The sequence below is a fragment of the Pseudomonas sp. SD17-1 genome (assembly GCF_029201585.1).
Classification (GTDB): Bacteria; Pseudomonadota; Gammaproteobacteria; order Pseudomonadales; family Pseudomonadaceae; genus Aquipseudomonas; species Aquipseudomonas palmensis.
This window is the reverse complement of the sequence record NZ_CP104044.1, coordinates 2,130,365-2,147,524: the sequence shown is the minus strand read 5'-3', so window position 1 is coordinate 2,147,524 and position 17,160 is coordinate 2,130,365. Positions and strand designations below refer to the sequence as shown.

12 protein-coding genes, 2 tRNA genes and 3 rRNA genes are annotated in these 17,160 nt (G+C 59.3%); 4 read left to right on the top strand and 13 right to left on the bottom strand.

Annotated elements, in window-relative coordinates; genetic code table 11:
* Window positions 1-2: 2 nt before the first annotated feature.
* From N0B28_RS09640 to N0B28_RS09625, 4 genes are read right to left on the bottom strand one after another with little or no spacing between them, the layout of a single operon-like run.
* Window positions 3-1,325 carry a sensor histidine kinase gene (locus tag N0B28_RS09640; protein WP_043861138.1) on the bottom strand — a complete coding sequence of 441 codons (1,323 nt, stop codon included), beginning with the start codon at window positions 1,323-1,325 and terminating at the stop codon, window positions 3-5.
* Complete coding sequence (locus N0B28_RS09635) at window positions 1,322-1,990, bottom strand: response regulator transcription factor (protein WP_043861139.1); 669 nt, start codon at window positions 1,988-1,990, stop codon at window positions 1,322-1,324. The genes N0B28_RS09640 and N0B28_RS09635 overlap by 4 nt, the downstream gene beginning before the upstream one ends.
* Complete coding sequence (locus N0B28_RS09630; protein WP_043861140.1) at window positions 1,990-2,304, bottom strand: PepSY domain-containing protein; 315 nt, start codon at window positions 2,302-2,304, stop codon at window positions 1,990-1,992. The genes N0B28_RS09635 and N0B28_RS09630 overlap by 1 nt, the downstream gene beginning before the upstream one ends.
* Window positions 2,304-2,612: a PepSY domain-containing protein gene (locus tag N0B28_RS09625; RefSeq protein WP_043861141.1), complete on the bottom strand. Its 309-nt coding sequence runs from the start codon at window positions 2,610-2,612 to the stop codon at window positions 2,304-2,306. Before N0B28_RS09625 ends, N0B28_RS09630 begins: the two co-directional genes overlap by 1 nt.
* Before the next feature lie 156 nt (window positions 2,613-2,768).
* On the opposite strand from N0B28_RS09625, the gene N0B28_RS09620 reads away from it, so the two are divergent.
* Together N0B28_RS09620 and queD are read left to right on the top strand one after the other, a co-directional pair.
* Window positions 2,769-3,851 carry a patatin-like phospholipase family protein gene (locus tag N0B28_RS09620; protein WP_043861142.1) on the top strand — a complete coding sequence of 361 codons (1,083 nt, stop codon included), beginning with the start codon at window positions 2,769-2,771 and terminating at the stop codon, window positions 3,849-3,851.
* Between the two features lie 51 nt (window positions 3,852-3,902).
* Window positions 3,903-4,259, top strand: a complete 357-nt coding sequence (queD, locus tag N0B28_RS09615; RefSeq protein WP_043861143.1) for a 6-carboxytetrahydropterin synthase QueD — start codon at window positions 3,903-3,905, stop codon at window positions 4,257-4,259.
* Between the two features lie 125 nt (window positions 4,260-4,384).
* Here the strand turns inward: queD and rrf are convergent.
* The 5 genes from rrf to N0B28_RS09590 all read right to left on the bottom strand — a co-directional run bounded on the left by rrf (window position 4,385) and on the right by N0B28_RS09590 (window position 9,534).
* Window positions 4,385-4,500, bottom strand: a 5S ribosomal RNA gene (gene rrf, locus N0B28_RS09610).
* Between the two features lie 138 nt (window positions 4,501-4,638).
* Window positions 4,639-7,529: ribosomal RNA gene (locus tag N0B28_RS09605) — 23S ribosomal RNA — on the bottom strand.
* Between the two features lie 224 nt (window positions 7,530-7,753).
* Window positions 7,754-7,829: transfer RNA gene (locus N0B28_RS09600), tRNA-Ala, on the bottom strand.
* Between the two features lie 7 nt (window positions 7,830-7,836).
* Window positions 7,837-7,913: transfer RNA gene (locus N0B28_RS09595), tRNA-Ile, on the bottom strand.
* Between the two features lie 84 nt (window positions 7,914-7,997).
* A 16S ribosomal RNA gene (locus N0B28_RS09590) occupies window positions 7,998-9,534 on the bottom strand.
* Together the 16S, 23S and 5S rRNA genes with 2 tRNA genes alongside form the textbook arrangement of a ribosomal RNA operon.
* A gap of 602 nt (window positions 9,535-10,136) precedes the next feature.
* Here N0B28_RS09590 and rhtA point away from each other — a divergent pair.
* A complete protein-coding gene (gene rhtA / locus N0B28_RS09585) occupies window positions 10,137-11,024 on the top strand; it encodes a threonine/homoserine exporter RhtA (protein ID WP_275731592.1) in 888 nt (295 codons plus the stop codon).
* Between the two features lie 181 nt (window positions 11,025-11,205).
* Window positions 11,206-11,487 carry a hypothetical protein gene (locus N0B28_RS09580; protein ID WP_043859840.1) on the top strand — a complete coding sequence of 94 codons (282 nt, stop codon included), beginning with the start codon at window positions 11,206-11,208 and terminating at the stop codon, window positions 11,485-11,487.
* A 43-nt stretch (window positions 11,488-11,530) separates the two neighbouring features.
* On the opposite strand, the gene N0B28_RS09575 is transcribed toward N0B28_RS09580, so the two are convergent.
* The 4 genes from N0B28_RS09575 to N0B28_RS09560 form a co-directional block, all read right to left on the bottom strand.
* Window positions 11,531-13,339: an aminopeptidase P family protein gene (locus tag N0B28_RS09575; protein WP_104571781.1), complete on the bottom strand. Its 1,809-nt coding sequence runs from the start codon at window positions 13,337-13,339 to the stop codon at window positions 11,531-11,533.
* A 54-nt stretch (window positions 13,340-13,393) separates the two neighbouring features.
* Entirely contained in the window at window positions 13,394-14,554 is a 1,161-nt protein-coding gene (locus tag N0B28_RS09570; protein ID WP_078480526.1) for an aminotransferase class V-fold PLP-dependent enzyme, read from the bottom strand.
* 105 nt (window positions 14,555-14,659) lie between these two features.
* Window positions 14,660-16,099 carry an FAD/NAD(P)-binding protein gene (locus N0B28_RS09565; RefSeq protein ID WP_104571782.1) on the bottom strand — a complete coding sequence of 480 codons (1,440 nt, stop codon included), beginning with the start codon at window positions 16,097-16,099 and terminating at the stop codon, window positions 14,660-14,662.
* A 77-nt stretch (window positions 16,100-16,176) separates the two neighbouring features.
* Window positions 16,177-17,157 (bottom strand): GlxA family transcriptional regulator, encoded by a 981-nt coding sequence (locus tag N0B28_RS09560; RefSeq protein ID WP_058540605.1) that lies wholly within the window; start codon window positions 17,155-17,157, stop codon window positions 16,177-16,179.
* Window positions 17,158-17,160 lie beyond the last annotated feature (3 nt).

Genomic DNA, 17,160 nt, shown 5'->3' with positions numbered 1-17,160 from the left:
TGTTATCGGGCTGCCCTGCGGGGTAGCTCGATGCTCACCCGCAGCCCGCCCAGCGGGCTTTCCAGCAACCTCATCTGCCCACCCCAGGCTTCGGCGATATCGCGAACGATGCCCAGGCCAAGCCCATGGCCATCGACCTGTTCGTCGAGCCGCGCACCGCGCTCCAGCACCCCGGCCCTGGCATTTTCGGGGATGCCCGGGCCATCATCGTCCACCCACAAGCGATACACCCCGCCCTCTTGCTCGATGCTCAGGCAGACCTCGCTGTCGGCCCACTTGCAGGCGTTGTCCAGCAGGTTGCCCAGCAGCTCGAGCAGGTCTTCGCGGTCCCAGGGCAAGGACAGCCCATCGGGCACCTGATGGCGGATGAGCAGGTGATCGCCGTGAATCATGCCCAGGGTCGATAGCAGGCCCGGCAGTTCGGTGGCGCAATCGAAATGCGCCCCCGGCAGGGCATCGCCGGCCAGCCGGGCGCGATTGAGTTCGCGGCTCAGACGTTGCTGGATCTGCTCCAGCTGAGCCTGCAACTGGGCGCGAACCTCGGGCAGGTCGTTCAGGCGCTCGCTCGACGCCAGGCTCATCAGCACCGCCAGGGGGGTCTTCAGGGCATGCCCCAGGTTGCCCAGCGCGTTGCGTGAACGCCTGAGGCTGTCTTCGGTGTGTGCCAGCAGGTGGTTGATCTGCGCCACCAGGGGCTCAAGTTCGACAGGCACCTCACTGTCGAGCTGCGAGCGCTTGCCCTGCTGCAGTTGGGCGATCTGTTCGCGCGTGCGTTCCAGTGGGCGCAGGGAGCGTGTGACCGTGATGCGTTGCAGCACCAGAATCAACAGCAGCGCCACCAGCCCCAGGCCAAGGCCGAGCTGCTGCATGCGCCGGAAGCCGTCGCGCACGGGGGTATAGTCCTGCGCCACGCTGATCGAGATCGCCTGGCCCAGGCGCCGGTAGTCGGCACGCAGCACCAGCAGTTGCTGGCCAGCCGGGCCCAGCTCCAGGCCCGCGTGCAGGCCGGGAGTTGGCGGACGGGGCATGTCCATGTCCCAGAGCGAGCGGGAACGCCAACTGCCCCCTTCGAAATCGATACGGAAGTAGTAGCCGGAAAACGGCCGCTGGTACGCCGACGACAGGCGTCGCTCGTCCAGTTCGAGGCCGCTGTGGCCGCGCACCAGCGCCACCAGCAGGTTTTCGCTTTCCTTGCGCAACCCCGTCTCCAGGTAGCGCTGCAACCCGACCTCGAACAGCCACAGGCTGATCTGCGCCAGGGCCAGGCCGACCACCACCAGTACACCGACCAGCCCCAGGCTCAGGCGCGCCTGGATCGACTTCACTCGACCACTCCGCCAAAGCGATAGCCCTGGCCGCGATGGGTTTCGATCACGCTGCGCCCCAGCTTGCGGCGCAGGTGGTTGACGTGTACTTCGAGCACATTCGAGTCGCGTTCGGTTTCGCCGTTGTAGAGGTGCTCGGCCAGGTGGCTTTTGGAAAGGATCTGCTGCGGGTGCAACATGAAGTAGCGCAGCAGGCGAAACTCGGCGGCGGTCAGTTGCACGTCCTGCCCGTCGCGGCTCACGCACTGGCGGCCTTCGTCCAGGTGCAGGCCGGCGGCCTGCAGGGTCGGCTGGTTGGCCAGGCCACGGGCGCGGCGCAGCAGCGACTGGATGCGCAGTTGCAGCTCTTCGGGGTGAAAGGGTTTGCTCAGGTAATCGTCGGCACCGGCCTTGAGGCCCTCGATGCGCTCGGCCCAGGAACCCCGTGCGGTCAGGATCAGCACCGGGGTCGACAGCCCGCCGGCGCGCCATTGGGCCAGCACCTCGAGGCCGGGCAGGCCGGGCAGCCCCAGGTCCAGGATAATCAGGTCATAGGGCTCGCTGCTACCCTGGTACACCGCATCTCGGCCGTCGGCCAGCCAGTCGATGGCGTAGCCCTGGCGCTGCAGGCTCTGGGTGAGTTCATCGGCCAGCGGGACGTTGTCCTCGACCAGTAACAGGCGCATCAGTCATCTTCCTCATCTTTGATCAGCACACCCGTGCGTGCATCGAACTTGATTTCACGCACGACCCCTTGCGGGGTGACCAGCTCGACTTCGTACTCGTAGCGGTTGTGCTTCTCTTCCAGCTCCGCCTCAAGCAACTTCGCCCCGGGGTAACGCCCCAGGGCGGAGTTCAACAATTGCTCCAGCGGCAGGATGATGCCCTTCTGACGTAGCTCCAGGGCTTCATCCTGATCGAGGTCGCGGGCCAGGGCCGGCGTACAGAAGACCAGCAATGCGAGGAACAGCCACGGTGCCGTTCGCTTGCGTGCAGTCATCAGGTGTCCTTGGCGTCCTTGAGTACTTCACCGGTCTTGGCATCAAGGTCCACGTCCCATTCGACGTTCTGCGCGTCACGCAGTTCGACCTTGTACACATAACGGCCGTACACGTCCTCGAGCTCGGAGTCCTTGATGGTGGCACCCGGATGCTTGGCCAGCGCTTTTGCGTTGAGGTCATCCAGCGACAGGATGGTCTTGGCCTGGACCAGCTGCACGACTTCATTGGTGGGGATGTCTTTAGCCAGCGCAACGTTGGCGCTCAGGGCAAGGGCGGCGGTGGCGAACAGGGCAGTCAATGTTTTCATCGTGTCTCTCCATTTAGGATCAATCTTGCTTACGGGTTCAGAATACCGAACCGAACTTAACTGAAACTGAAAACAACTGGCGCCATGATAGCTCAGGCGCGCCCCTGTTCCGTCCACGCTTCTCTATAATCGTTGATCCAGGACAACGAGGCCCTTATGAGCTCAATCCAGATCAAGTTTCCAGCGCTGACACTCAAGGCCGGCACGCGGGCGTTTGCCCATGTACACGAACGCGGTCTGCAGGCTGCAGACGTGGGGGTGCTACCGGGCGCTGCAGGCGGCCCCAAGGCGCTGGGTATCCAGGGTATCGACCTGGCGCTGTTCGGCCAGTGGCTGCCCACAGCACCGCGCGCGCGCTCGCTGATCGGGGCATCGATCGGCTCCTGGCGCTTCGCCAGTGCCTGCCTGCCCGACCCCGCCCAGGCCCTGCTGCGCCTGGGCCATCTGTATACCGAGCAGGATTTCGCCAAGGGCGTGACCCAGGCCCAGGTCAGCCAGAGCTGTCGTCGCATGCTCGATGACCTGCTGGAGGGCCAGGATGCTCGCATTCTCGACAACCCCCACTATCGGCTCAACATCATGCTGGTCAGAAGCCACGGCCTGCTTCAGCACGATCATCGAGGCCGACTGGGCGTAGGCCTGTCGTCGGTGATTGCCGACAACCTCGTGAGCCGTTCGCGGCTGGCCCGGCACTTCGAACGCGTGATCCTGCATGACGCACGCTGCGCACCGCCGTTGAACCCCCTCACGGACTTCCCTTCGCGCTGCCTGCCGCTGGCGGTCGACAACCTGCGTCATGCCCTGCTCGCTTCAGGCTCCATTCCCATGGTGATGGAAGGCGTGCGGGACATTCCGGGGGTCGGGGCGGGCACCTACCGGGATGGTGGCTTGCTCGACTATCACCTCGACCTGCCCTACAGCGGCGAGGACATCGTGCTTTACCCTCACTTCACCCACAAGGTGGTGCCGGGGTGGTTCGACAAGGCCCTGCCCTGGCGGCGCAGCAATGCGCAGTACCTGCAGAACGTGCTGTTGCTGGCACCCTCGCCGCAGTACCTGGCCCGCCTGCCCTACGGCAAGCTGCCGGATCGCAGCGACTTCAAGCGCTTCATGGGCGATGCCGGTAACCGCCAACGTTACTGGCGTACCGCCATGAGCGAAAGCCAGCGGCTGGGCGACGAGTTCCTGGAACTGGTGGAAACCGGCAAGCTGCACCAGCATCTGCAACCGTTGAAGTAGGCTTGCTGTTAAACTGCCGGTCAGCATTGGTTTTCAGAGTTCTAAGATACCGTGGAAATTTTCAAAGAGTTCACCTTCGAATCGGCCCACCGCTTGCCGAATGTGCCCGCCGGGCACAAATGCGGGCGCCTGCACGGCCACTCCTTCAAGGTTGCCTTGCACCTGACCGGCCAGCTGGATCCGCATACCGGCTGGATTCGCGACTTCTCGGAGATCAAGGCGATTTTCAAGCCGCTGTACGAGCAGCTAGACCACAACTACCTCAATGACATCCCTGGCCTGGAGAACCCGACCAGCGAAGTGATTGCCAAATGGATCTGGGACCAGGTCAAGCCGTTGCTGCCAGAACTGAGCAAGGTGCGTATCCATGAGACCTGCACCAGTGGCTGCGAGTATTACGGCGACTGAGCTGACAGTGACATGTCTGAAACCACCTCCCAAGGTGGTTTTTTTATGCCCGCCTTGCAAGAAACTTTCGGCCCACAAAGACAAAACCCCTACCTGCAGATGCAGATAGGGGTTTCGGAATTTAATCTTGACGATGACCTACTCTCACATGGGGAAACCCCACACTACCATCGGCGATGCATCGTTTCACTACTGAGTTCGGGATGGGATCAGGTGGTTCCAATGCTCTATGGTCGTCAAGAAATTCTGTTGCCAGAAGGTCTTGTTCAGACACTCCAGCGAATCGGGTATGTGATGTTTGTGAGCTACAAATCTTCGGCTTACTGTGTCTTCACAACACCGCAATCTGGTCGTTCGACGCAAATTGCTTGGGTGTTATATGGTCAAGCCTCACGGGCAATTAGTATTGGTTAGCTCAACGCCTCACAGCGCTTACACACCCAACCTATCAACGTCGTAGTCTTCGACGGCCCTTCAGGGAGCTCAAGGCTCCAGTGAGATCTCATCTTGAGGCAAGTTTCCCGCTTAGATGCTTTCAGCGGTTATCTCTTCCGAACATAGCTACCCGGCAATGCCACTGGCGTGACAACCGGAACACCAGAGGTTCGTCCACTCCGGTCCTCTCGTACTAGGAGCAGCCCCTCTCAAATCTCAAACGTCCACGGCAGATAGGGACCGAACTGTCTCACGACGTTCTAAACCCAGCTCGCGTACCACTTTAAATGGCGAACAGCCATACCCTTGGGACCGGCTTCAGCCCCAGGATGTGATGAGCCGACATCGAGGTGCCAAACACCGCCGTCGATATGAACTCTTGGGCGGTATCAGCCTGTTATCCCCGGAGTACCTTTTATCCGTTGAGCGATGGCCCTTCCATACAGAACCACCGGATCACTAAGACCTACTTTCGTACCTGCTCGACGTGTCTGTCTCGCAGTCAAGCGCGCTTTTGCCTTTATACTCTACGACCGATTTCCGACCGGTCTGAGCGCACCTTCGTACTCCTCCGTTACTCTTTAGGAGGAGACCGCCCCAGTCAAACTACCCACCATACACTGTCCTCGATCCGGATAACGGACCTGAGTTAGAACCTCAAAGTTGCCAGGGTGGTATTTCAAGGATGGCTCCACGCAGACTGGCGTCCACGCTTCAAAGCCTCCCACCTATCCTACACAAGCAAATTCAAAGTCCAGTGCAAAGCTATAGTAAAGGTTCACGGGGTCTTTCCGTCTAGCCGCGGATACACTGCATCTTCACAGCGATTTCAATTTCACTGAGTCTCGGGTGGAGACAGCGCCGCCATCGTTACGCCATTCGTGCAGGTCGGAACTTACCCGACAAGGAATTTCGCTACCTTAGGACCGTTATAGTTACGGCCGCCGTTTACCGGGGCTTCGATCAAGAGCTTCGCGTTAGCTAACCCCATCAATTAACCTTCCGGCACCGGGCAGGCGTCACACCCTATACGTCCACTTTCGTGTTTGCAGAGTGCTGTGTTTTTAATAAACAGTCGCAGCGGCCTGGTATCTTCGACCGGCATGAGCTTACGGAGCAAGTCCTTCACCCTCACCGGCGCACCTTCTCCCGAAGTTACGGTGCCATTTTGCCTAGTTCCTTCACCCGAGTTCTCTCAAGCGCCTTGGTATTCTCTACCCAACCACCTGTGTCGGTTTGGGGTACGGTTCCTGGTTACCTGAAGCTTAGAAGCTTTTCTTGGAAGCATGGCATCAACCACTTCGTCGCCTAATGGCAACTCGTCATCAGCTCTCGGCCTTAAGATCCCGGATTTACCTAAGATCTCAGCCTACCACCTTAAACTTGGACAACCAACGCCAAGCTGGCCTAGCCTTCTCCGTCCCTCCATCGCAATAACCAGAAGTACAGGAATATTAACCTGTTTTCCATCGACTACGCTTTTCAGCCTCGCCTTAGGGACCGACTAACCCTGCGTCGATTAACGTTGCGCAGGAAACCTTGGTCTTTCGGCGTGGGAGTTTTTCACTCCCATTGTCGTTACTCATGTCAGCATTCGCACTTCTGATACCTCCAGCAAGCTTCTCAACTCACCTTCACAGGCTTACAGAACGCTCCTCTACCGCATCACCTAAGTGATACCCGTAGCTTCGGTGTATGGTTTGAGCCCCGTTACATCTTCCGCGCAGGCCGACTCGACTAGTGAGCTATTACGCTTTCTTTAAAGGGTGGCTGCTTCTAAGCCAACCTCCTAGCTGTCTAAGCCTTCCCACATCGTTTCCCACTTAACCATAACTTTGGGACCTTAGCTGACGGTCTGGGTTGTTTCCCTTTTCACGACGGACGTTAGCACCCGCCGTGTGTCTCCCATGCTCGGCACTTGTAGGTATTCGGAGTTTGCATCGGTTTGGTAAGTCGGGATGACCCCCTAGCCGAAACAGTGCTCTACCCCCTACAGTGATACATGAGGCGCTACCTAAATAGCTTTCGAGGAGAACCAGCTATCTCCGAGCTTGATTAGCCTTTCACTCCGATCCACAGGTCATCCGCTAACTTTTCAACGGTAGTCGGTTCGGTCCTCCAGTCAGTGTTACCTAACCTTCAACCTGCCCATGGATAGATCGCCCGGTTTCGGGTCTATACCCAGCGACTAAACGCCCTATTAAGACTCGCTTTCGCTACGCCTCCCCTATTCGGTTAAGCTCGCCACTGAATATAAGTCGCTGACCCATTATACAAAAGGTACGCAGTCACCTAACAAAGTAGGCTCCCACTGCTTGTACGCATACGGTTTCAGGATCTATTTCACTCCCCTCTCCGGGGTTCTTTTCGCCTTTCCCTCACGGTACTGGTTCACTATCGGTCAGTCAGTAGTATTTAGCCTTGGAGGATGGTCCCCCCATATTCAGACAAAGTTTCTCGTGCTCCGTCCTACTCGATTTCATGACTAAGAGATTTTCGCGTACAGGGCTATCACCCACTATGGCCGCACTTTCCAGAGCGTTCCGCTAATCTCAAAGCCACTTAAGGGCTAGTCCCCGTTCGCTCGCCACTACTAAGGGAATCTCGGTTGATTTCTTTTCCTCAGGGTACTTAGATGTTTCAGTTCCCCTGGTTCGCCTCTTGCACCTATGTATTCAGTACAAGATACCTGACTTATGCCAGGTGGGTTCCCCCATTCAGAGATCTCCGGATCAAAGTCTGTTTGCCGACTCCCCGAAGCTTATCGCAGGCTACCACGTCTTTCATCGCCTCTGACTGCCAAGGCATCCACCGTATGCGCTTCTTCACTTGACCATATAACCCCAAGCAATCTGGTTATACTGTGAAGACAACATTCGCCGAAAACTTGTAATTACTCACAAATTTTACCTTAGCCTGAACACACACCAGTGAAAGTGCTGTCCAGTCTATCTTTCTATCACATACCCAAATTTTTAAAGAACGATTCTGATAAAGTTCAGAAATCAATATTCGACGCGAATATTCATTTCTAAGCTTTGACAAACTGGCAAGCGGGGTGGTGGAGCCAAGCGGGATCGAACCGCTGACCTCCTGCGTGCAAGGCAGGCGCTCTCCCAGCTGAGCTATGGCCCCAGCAAATTGGTGGGTCTGGGCAGATTCGAACTGCCGACCTCACCCTTATCAGGGGTGCGCTCTAACCAACTGAGCTACAGACCCAATCGAAGGTTGCTAACCTAATCGTCTTCTTCAATGAATCAAGCAATTCGTGTGGGAGCTTATGAGACAGCTGATGTCGTCGATTAAGGAGGTGATCCAGCCGCAGGTTCCCCTACGGCTACCTTGTTACGACTTCACCCCAGTCATGAATCACACCGTGGTAACCGTCCTCCCGAAGGTTAGACTAGCTACTTCTGGTGCAACCCACTCCCATGGTGTGACGGGCGGTGTGTACAAGGCCCGGGAACGTATTCACCGCGACATTCTGATTCGCGATTACTAGCGATTCCGACTTCACGCAGTCGAGTTGCAGACTGCGATCCGGACTACGATCGGTTTTGTGAGATTAGCTCCACCTCGCGGCTTGGCGACCCTCTGTACCGACCATTGTAGCACGTGTGTAGCCCAGGCCGTAAGGGCCATGATGACTTGACGTCATCCCCACCTTCCTCCGGTTTGTCACCGGCAGTCTCCTTAGAGTGCCCACCATAACGTGCTGGTAACTAAGGACAAGGGTTGCGCTCGTTACGGGACTTAACCCAACATCTCACGACACGAGCTGACGACAGCCATGCAGCACCTGTCTCAATGTTCCCGAAGGCACCAATCCATCTCTGGAAAGTTCATTGGATGTCAAGGCCTGGTAAGGTTCTTCGCGTTGCTTCGAATTAAACCACATGCTCCACCGCTTGTGCGGGCCCCCGTCAATTCATTTGAGTTTTAACCTTGCGGCCGTACTCCCCAGGCGGTCAACTTAATGCGTTAGCTGCGCCACTAAAATCTCAAGGATTCCAACGGCTAGTTGACATCGTTTACGGCGTGGACTACCAGGGTATCTAATCCTGTTTGCTCCCCACGCTTTCGCACCTCAGTGTCAGTATGAGCCCAGGTGGTCGCCTTCGCCACTGGTGTTCCTTCCTATATCTACGCATTTCACCGCTACACAGGAAATTCCACCACCCTCTGCCCTACTCTAGCTCGCCAGTTTTGGATGCAGTTCCCAGGTTGAGCCCGGGGATTTCACATCCAACTTAACGAACCACCTACGCGCGCTTTACGCCCAGTAATTCCGATTAACGCTTGCACCCTCTGTATTACCGCGGCTGCTGGCACAGAGTTAGCCGGTGCTTATTCTGTCGGTAACGTCAAAACAGCAAGGTATTCGCTTACTGCCCTTCCTCCCAACTTAAAGTGCTTTACAATCCGAAGACCTTCTTCACACACGCGGCATGGCTGGATCAGGCTTTCGCCCATTGTCCAATATTCCCCACTGCTGCCTCCCGTAGGAGTCTGGACCGTGTCTCAGTTCCAGTGTGACTGATCATCCTCTCAGACCAGTTACGGATCGTAGCCTTGGTGAGCCATTACCTCACCAACTAGCTAATCCGACCTAGGCTCATCTGATAGCGCAAGGCCCGAAGGTCCCCTGCTTTCTCCCGTAGGACGTATGCGGTATTAGCGTTCCTTTCGAAACGTTGTCCCCCACTACCAGGCAGATTCCTAGGTATTACTCACCCGTCCGCCGCTGAATCGAAGAGCAAGCTCTTCTCATCCGCTCGACTTGCATGTGTTAGGCCTGCCGCCAGCGTTCAATCTGAGCCATGATCAAACTCTTCAGTTCAATACTGCTTGGGTTTTGAGAAAACCCTAAACTTGGCTCAGCATTCTCAAATGACTTACTTTCAAATCTTTCGATTTTCGTGCAGTCACTTGTGATGCTGATAATCTTTCTGACTATCAGTCTGAGCTCACAAGCACCCACACGAATTGCTTGATTCAATTGTTAAAGAGCGGTTAGTCAAGAACTTTTCGTCTCAACCGAGGCGCGCATTCTACGCTTTCCTCAGAGTCTGTCAAGCGTTTATTTTGAAGTTTTTCGTTTCACTTCAAACACTTGACTCGCTTCGATCTCTCGTAGCGGGAGGCGAATTCTACAGCGTTACAACCTGCTGTCAACCACCTTTTTCACCGCTGCCGATCTTTCGATCGAAGCACCTCCAGCCTGACCTGAAACGTCCAACTCGTTGATATTCAAGGAGTTTTTCGTTCCGACTGCGCCGGAAGTGGGGCGAATTATAGAGAAATTAAATCGTGCGTCAAGGGTTAATTGGCGATATGCGATGAACAAAGAAAGTTGCGCACTATATTGCTCATCTTCGCCTCCTTGCGCATCATAGACGCCAGGCCACACGCCTCTCTCTATATAAGGAAGCAACTCCAACAATGAACACCCACCCCCGCAGCCTGGCCTCCAGCCTCTTCCCCATTGGCCTGCTGCTAATTGCAATGGCATCCATCCAGTCCGGCGCCTCGCTGGCAAAAAGCATGTTCCCGCTGGTAGGTGCGCAAGGCACCACAACGCTGCGCCTGATTTTCGCCAGCCTCATCATGCTGGTGCTGCTGCGCCCCTGGCGCGCGCGCTTCACCTCCAGCACCCTCAAGTCGGTCATCATCTATGGGCTGGCATTGGGCGGCATGAACTTTCTCTTTTATATGTCCTTGCGCAGTGTCCCGCTGGGTATCGCCGTTGCCCTGGAGTTCACCGGCCCGCTGGCCGTGGCATTGTACGCATCGCGCAGGGCCATGGATTTCGTATGGATCGGGCTGGCAGTGGTCGGCCTGTTGCTGCTGATACCCATCGGGCAGACCGGGGCGGCCATCGACCTGGTAGGCGCCGGCTACGCACTGGGCGCCGGCGTGTGCTGGGCACTCTACATTCTATATGGGCAGAAAGCCGGGGCCGAGCACGGCATTCAGACCGCCGCACTTGGCGTCATGGTTGCCGCACTGTTCGTTGCGCCGATCGGCATCGTTCATGCCGGCAGCGCCCTGCTCAACCCTGCCCTGCTACCCGTGGCGATTGGCGTAGCCATTCTGTCGACAGCATTGCCGTACAGCCTGGAAATGGTGGCCCTGACACGCCTGCCCGCCCGAACCTTCGGCACACTGATGAGCATCGAACCGGCATTCGGCGCATTGTCGGGACTACTGTTTCTCAACGAAGTGTTGAGCATGGCGCAATGGCTGGCCATCGCCGCGATCATTGCTGCCTCGGTGGGTGCCACACTGTCCATGCGCAGGGAAAGCCCACCACTGGTCCCAGCCGACTGATTTGAGAAATATTTCCATTTGAACCTGTTTTTGTCATTGTGTCGCCATGGCACCCTGTTTAAGCTGTAATTCAATGCACTGCTTGAAGTTTTAACTTAAGACAAGGACGCGAGAGGCATCAGGAAGAGGCGCAGGTAACCGTCTCGGGCTTGCAGACCCGACACTCTTTGTAAGGACAGGAATGAAACGAATTTTGCTCATCCTAGCCATTCTGGCCATTGCTGGCTGTGCGGCGAACGCCAAAACTGAGGTCAAACACGGCAAGAAGGGCATGCACATCAACTGCTCGGGCCTGTCGTCTTCATGGAACAAGTGCTACGCCAAGGCCGCCAGTTCCTGCGGCACCAAAGGCTACAAAGTCGTCGCCAAGTCTGGCGATGGCGAAGACGAGCCAGGGGACTACCCCTTCGGTCTCAACCCCGCCGGCTACACCAGCCGAAGCATGATCGTCATCTGCAAGTAACGAAAAAGGGCAACCCGCAGGTTGCCCTTTTTCATGTGCCCGATCAGACAGCTTCGGTTCTTTGTTCCAGCCAGTGCAGAGCAGCACCTGCCAGCAGTGGCGAAAGCCGTTCACGCACCGTGCGGTGGTAATCATTGAGCCATTCGCGTTCTTCGCTGCCCAGTTGCTCAGGCAACAGGCATCGTGTGTCGATAGGGCACAAGGTCAGCGTTTCGAATTCAAGAAAGTCACCAAACCCACTCTTGCCCGAATCCCGGGTGAACACCAGGTTCTCGATGCGCACGCCCCACTGCCCAGGCCGATAGGTGCCCGGCTCGATGGAGGTGATCATGCCGGCCTGCATGGCTGTGTGCGGCGCAGGCGAGGCCTGATAGGCGATCACCTGTGGCCCTTCGTGCACGTTCATGAAGTAGCCGACGCCGTGGCCGGTGCCATGCCCGTAATCCACATGCTCGGCCCATAACGGTGCTCGGGCAATCGCATCGAGCAAAGGCGAGGCAATGCCCCGCGGAAAACGCGCCCTGGATAGTGCAATCATGCCCTTGAGCACCCGCGTGCAATCCAGCTTCTGTTCCAGGCTTGGCGTGCCGATGGGCACCATACGGGTAATGTCGGTGGTCCCTCCCAGGTACTGCCCACCTGAATCGATCAACAACAGCCCATCACCTTCGATGAGCGCATGCGAGGCGTCGGTGGCGCGGTAATGCGGCATGGCCCCATTGCTGTTGAAGGCGGCAATGGTGGCAAAGCTTGGGGACACATGACCGGGACGTCGAGCCCGGGCTGCGCCGAGCAAGGTGTCAACACTGACCTCGGTAAGGGTCGAATGCCCCAGTGCGGCTTCGAAGTCCGCGAAGAACTCGCACAACGCCGCACCATCCTGTTCCATCACCTGCCTGATATGAACGAGGTCCGCCTCGCTCTTTCTCGACTTGGACAGAACGCTTGGATTGATGCCTTCGAGCAGTTGCACCTGGGCACCGAGGTTGGCCAGCAACCCGCTGGTCACCCGTGCCGGATCTACCAGCAGGACACTGCCCGCCTCGATGCCTGCCAGCGCGCTGCCCACTGCTTCATACTCGCGCAGTTGCACCCCGTCAGACTCAAGTGCCTCGCGCACAGCGCTGTCGACCTTGCTCGATGCCACGAACAGAATGGCCTGATGCTGACCGATCAATGCGAAGGAAACGAATACCGGGTTGTATGAAACGTCGCTGCCACGCAGGTTGAACAGCCAAGCGATGTCATCCAGCGTCGCAATGAAATGCCAATCTGCGCCGCGCTCCTTGAGCGTTGTGCGCAGTTGCGCCAGCTTGTCGGCACGGCTGACGCTCGCGTGCGGCGGCAGGTGCTGGTAAACCGGGCTGCCTGGCAACGCAGGCCGCTCCAGCCACACCTGTGCCAGCAGGTCCCTGTCACTGAGCAGGCGCACATTGCGCACCCTGAGGCGATCTTGCAGCTGCCGCGCCGACGCCAGTTGCATCACCGCACCGTCTACTGCCACCGTGCCGCCTGCGGGCGCCTGCTCTGCCAGCCAGTCAAGGGCCCCCGGCTGACCCGGCATCAGCTTCATCAACGCGATGCCGCTACCCGCCAGCTCCTTTTCGGCCTGCTCCCAGTAACGACTGTCGGCCCACAGCCCGGCAAAATCGGCCGTCAGCACCAGCGTACCCACCGAGCCATGAAACCCGGACAGCCATTGGCGCCCCTGCCAGTAGCCTGGAAGGTATTCGGACAGGTGCGGGTCTGCCGAGGGCACCAGCAGTGCATCGACCCCTTCGCGGTTCATCACTGCACGCATGCGCGCCACGCGCGCGGTTACTGCTTCCTGCATTCCAGGCTGACTGTTCATTATGTTGTGCCACCACCGCGACCAATGTTCTGGTGGACGATAATGAAGCAGCACTCAACCGTGGGCAACCGCCCAGAAAGGCACATTGTGTAACGCTGCGTGGATGGCACCGGCAGCGGCGTCGATATCCTCTTCGCGGGTATAGCGCCCCAGGCTCAGACGCAACGTCTGCCGTGCCGCACGCTCGTCATGCCCAAGCGCCAGCAGCACATGCGAAGGCGCACTGCTGGCCGAATTGCAGGCCGACGTCGAGGAAAACGCCAGCGTACGGGCCAGCGCCTGCAGATCGATACCGTCACCGCCAAAGGTCAGGCTCAACGTATGAGGGATGCGCTGGACAGGGCTGCCGTTGAGCCCCAGGCCGGGAATATCGGCCAACTGCTCCAGCAGCCGCTCACGCAACCGGTGCATACGTGCAACTTCCTGCTGCTGCACCTGCCCGGCCAGTGCGAAGGCAGCGCCCATGGCGGCAATCTGGTGAGTGGCCAGGGTGCCCGAGCGCAATCCGTTCTCGTGCCCGCCACCGTGAATCTGTGCCTGCAGCAGCGGCGCGGCGCGCTTGCCGACGTAGAGCGCACCGATCCCTTTGGGCCCATACACCTTGTGCGCCGAAAACGACATCAGGTCCACCGGCCAGCGTGACAGGTCGATAGGCACCTTGCCTGCCCCCTGGGCGGCATCCACATGCAGCAATGCGCCGTGGCGGCGCACCCGCTCGCCGATGGCCTGCACATCGTTCAGGGTGCCCAGTTCATTGTTGACCAGCATCAGCGATACCAGAAAGGTGTCGTCACGCAGCGCCGCCGATACCGCCTGTTCAGTGATCAACCCCTGGGCATCGGGGCTCAGCCACGTCACCTCGATGCCTGCCAGCTCGAGCTGTCGGGCAGTATCGAGCACGGCTTTGTGCTCGATGCGGCTGGTGATGACATGCCCACCTGTGCGGCCCTGAGCCAGCCCTTTGAGGGCCAGGTTGTTGGATTCGGTGGCACCCGACGTCCAGATGATCTCGTCGGCCCGCGCCCCTACCAGGCCGGCGACCTGGGACCGTGCCTGCTCGACCGCCAGGCGTGCCTGCTGACCATACCGATGGGAGCTGGAAGCCGGATTGCCAAAACGCCCGGATACCCCCAGACACTCCACCATTACCTGAATGACTCGCTCGTCGACGGGTGTCGTGGCGGCGTAGTCGAAATACAGCGGGAGTGTGGTCATGGCCAGGCGCTTCCTGAATGCGTGGAGTAGTCGTGCATCTATAGTGCACGAACACGCATAGAACAATTAATTATCAATTTTCATATTTATATAACAAAAATATCATTACGGTGATGACTCAGGCTCCCGCGTCAGACGAGCAGCCAATCCCTTGGCCTGCAACGCCACATCGGTGACGGCAGTACTTTCCCACCACAGGCCACGCAGCGGCGGGCCCATCGCAAACAGGCGCGTACTGACCGCGCCATCGGCATCGACCACTGCGCCCTGCGGGTCGGCATCAATTCCAAGGGCCAGCGGCCCTGGCCGGATCAGCCTGCGCTGCAACAACGCTTGCGGTAGCGGGCGTGCCACGCGCCGCCAGTCATATTCGATACCGGTGGAGTTGACCAGTGCGGCACCCTCAACCCGCGTCGCCTGGGCCTCGCCGCGAAACCGCAGACGCACCCCCACCCCGGCTCCGGTAGCCGGTTCGACCCTCTGCAGGGAGGCCGCATGAATATGCAGGCGCCCCTCCTGGCGCAACCGCTCCAGCAGCGCTGCACCCTGGGGCGGCGAACGGTGATGATGGCTTTCCCACCAGGGCCGCACATGGCGCACGAACTGGCGGCGTTCGCGGTCACTGGCCTGGCTCCACAGCCTGGGGATATGCACCCGCACAGTGTCCAGCGGGGCCTGCCAGTCGATGCCCTGGGCCAACGCCAGCCTGCATTGCCGGCGCAGCGCACGCAGCAACTGGCGCGGGCTGCGCAGCGAAGGGTCCGCCTCGAGAAAATCCTCCCAGGGCGGTGGCTGACGGCGCTCGTGGGGCCACAACCCGTGGCGCGAGAATACCTCGACAGGCCCACGATGCCCGGCCAGTTGCAACGACACCAGGGTGTCGACCATGGTCAGCCCGGAACCGATGATCAACACTGTGCCTTGCGGGTCGATCGTGCGCATGGCGGCCACGTCCCAGGGGTCGATGGCTGCGGCGTTGAGGCTGTTCTCACCCACCTGCGCCGTGCGCGCCGCGGCAAACATGCCGGTAGCCAGCACCGCCTGGCGCGCCTGCACCCGGCGCCCATCCTGCAATTGCGCCTGAACCCTGTCATCGTGCACCTGCAGGTCAACCACCTCGGTACACACATGCTCCAGCGTGGAGCCGGCCTTGGCGCCGACACGCTCGGCCTCTGCCAGACGCTGGCGGGCATAGCGACCGAACAGACCTCGCGGCGGGAACAATTCGGCCACCGGCACGCCCTGCTCGGCGGATTCGGGCCACTGCCCGGCATCGATCTGCTGTTGCAGCCAGTGGGTCAGGTCATCGGGATTGTCCGGATCGACGCTCATGCGCGCCGCATTGCCATTGAGGGTATGACCGTTTTCGGTAGCGCTGTAGGCTTCGCCACGCCCCAGCTCCCCACGCGGCTCGACCACCAGCAGGCGCCGGCGTCCGGGGCGACGCAGCAATTGCGCCGCCAACAAGGCGCCGCTCAGGCCACCCCCGATGATCAGTACATCCGCCATGTCGTCGCAGGCAGGTGCCGGTTGTTGTTCGTGCATCGGTATCTCCTTTCCCGGGAGACCGGATAATAAGCAGCAATCCACCGCAAGGGCAGCGGTGCGGTACCAAAGGAGGATCAGCCCGCAGGACCGACCACGTGCTTGCGGTACTCGCCTGGCGCAAGCCCTGTGACCTTGTGGAAGACCTTGCGAAACGCACCAGGGTCCTGGTAGCCAACACCCCAGGCGATCTGGTCGATGCTGCGGTTGGTGAACTCGAGCATCCGGCAAGCGCGCCCTACCCTCACCTGCTGACAGTACTCGGTGGGTTTGAGGCCGGTGGCGCTGCGAAAACGCCGCAGGAAGGTGCGCTGCTCGAGCCCTGCGCAGTCGGCCATCAAGGCCAGGTTGACCTCCCGCGCCCCCGTGCTCTGCAGCCAGTGCTGCACCTTGAGCACCGCTTCGTCGCCATGGTCCAGGCGCGGGCTGAACACGCTGCCCGGCCCAGGCATGGCATGCACTGGCGCCACCGCGAGAAATCGCGCCGTCTCAGCCGCCAGGGTCTGCCCCTGGAAGCGCTCGACCAGCTTGAGCCCCAACTCGGTCCAGGCCATCAATCCGGCCGAGGTAATGATGTCGCCATCTTCCAGCAACGGCAGGTTGGCCTCGACCTTGACCAGGGGAAAGCGCTCGGCCAGCGATTGGGCAAAATTCCAGTGAGTTGTGGCGGAGCGACCGTCGAGCAGGCCGCTGGCGGCAATGAAGAACACCCCGACACACACCGACACCAGCAGCGCGCCTTCGCGGTGCCACTGACGCAGGTCGTTGCAGAAACGTTCGATCAGTTCGGGGCCCGGCTCCTCGGTCAGGCTGGGCGGGATGATCATCACTCGTGGGCGGTGATGCGCCTGCGGGTGACTGTCGAAGCTCACCGCCAGCGGCTGTCCCGGCACCTCGGCCCAGTGGCACACCCGCAGCAGCGGGCTGCGTCGCGCCCCGAGGTCGGCGGCCATGCGGTTGGCTACCGCGAACAGGTCGGTCAGGCCGTGCACTGCCGCCATCTGGGCACCTGGGTAAACCAGAATACCGATCTCGACCTGATCGCCGATTGCATCCATTGT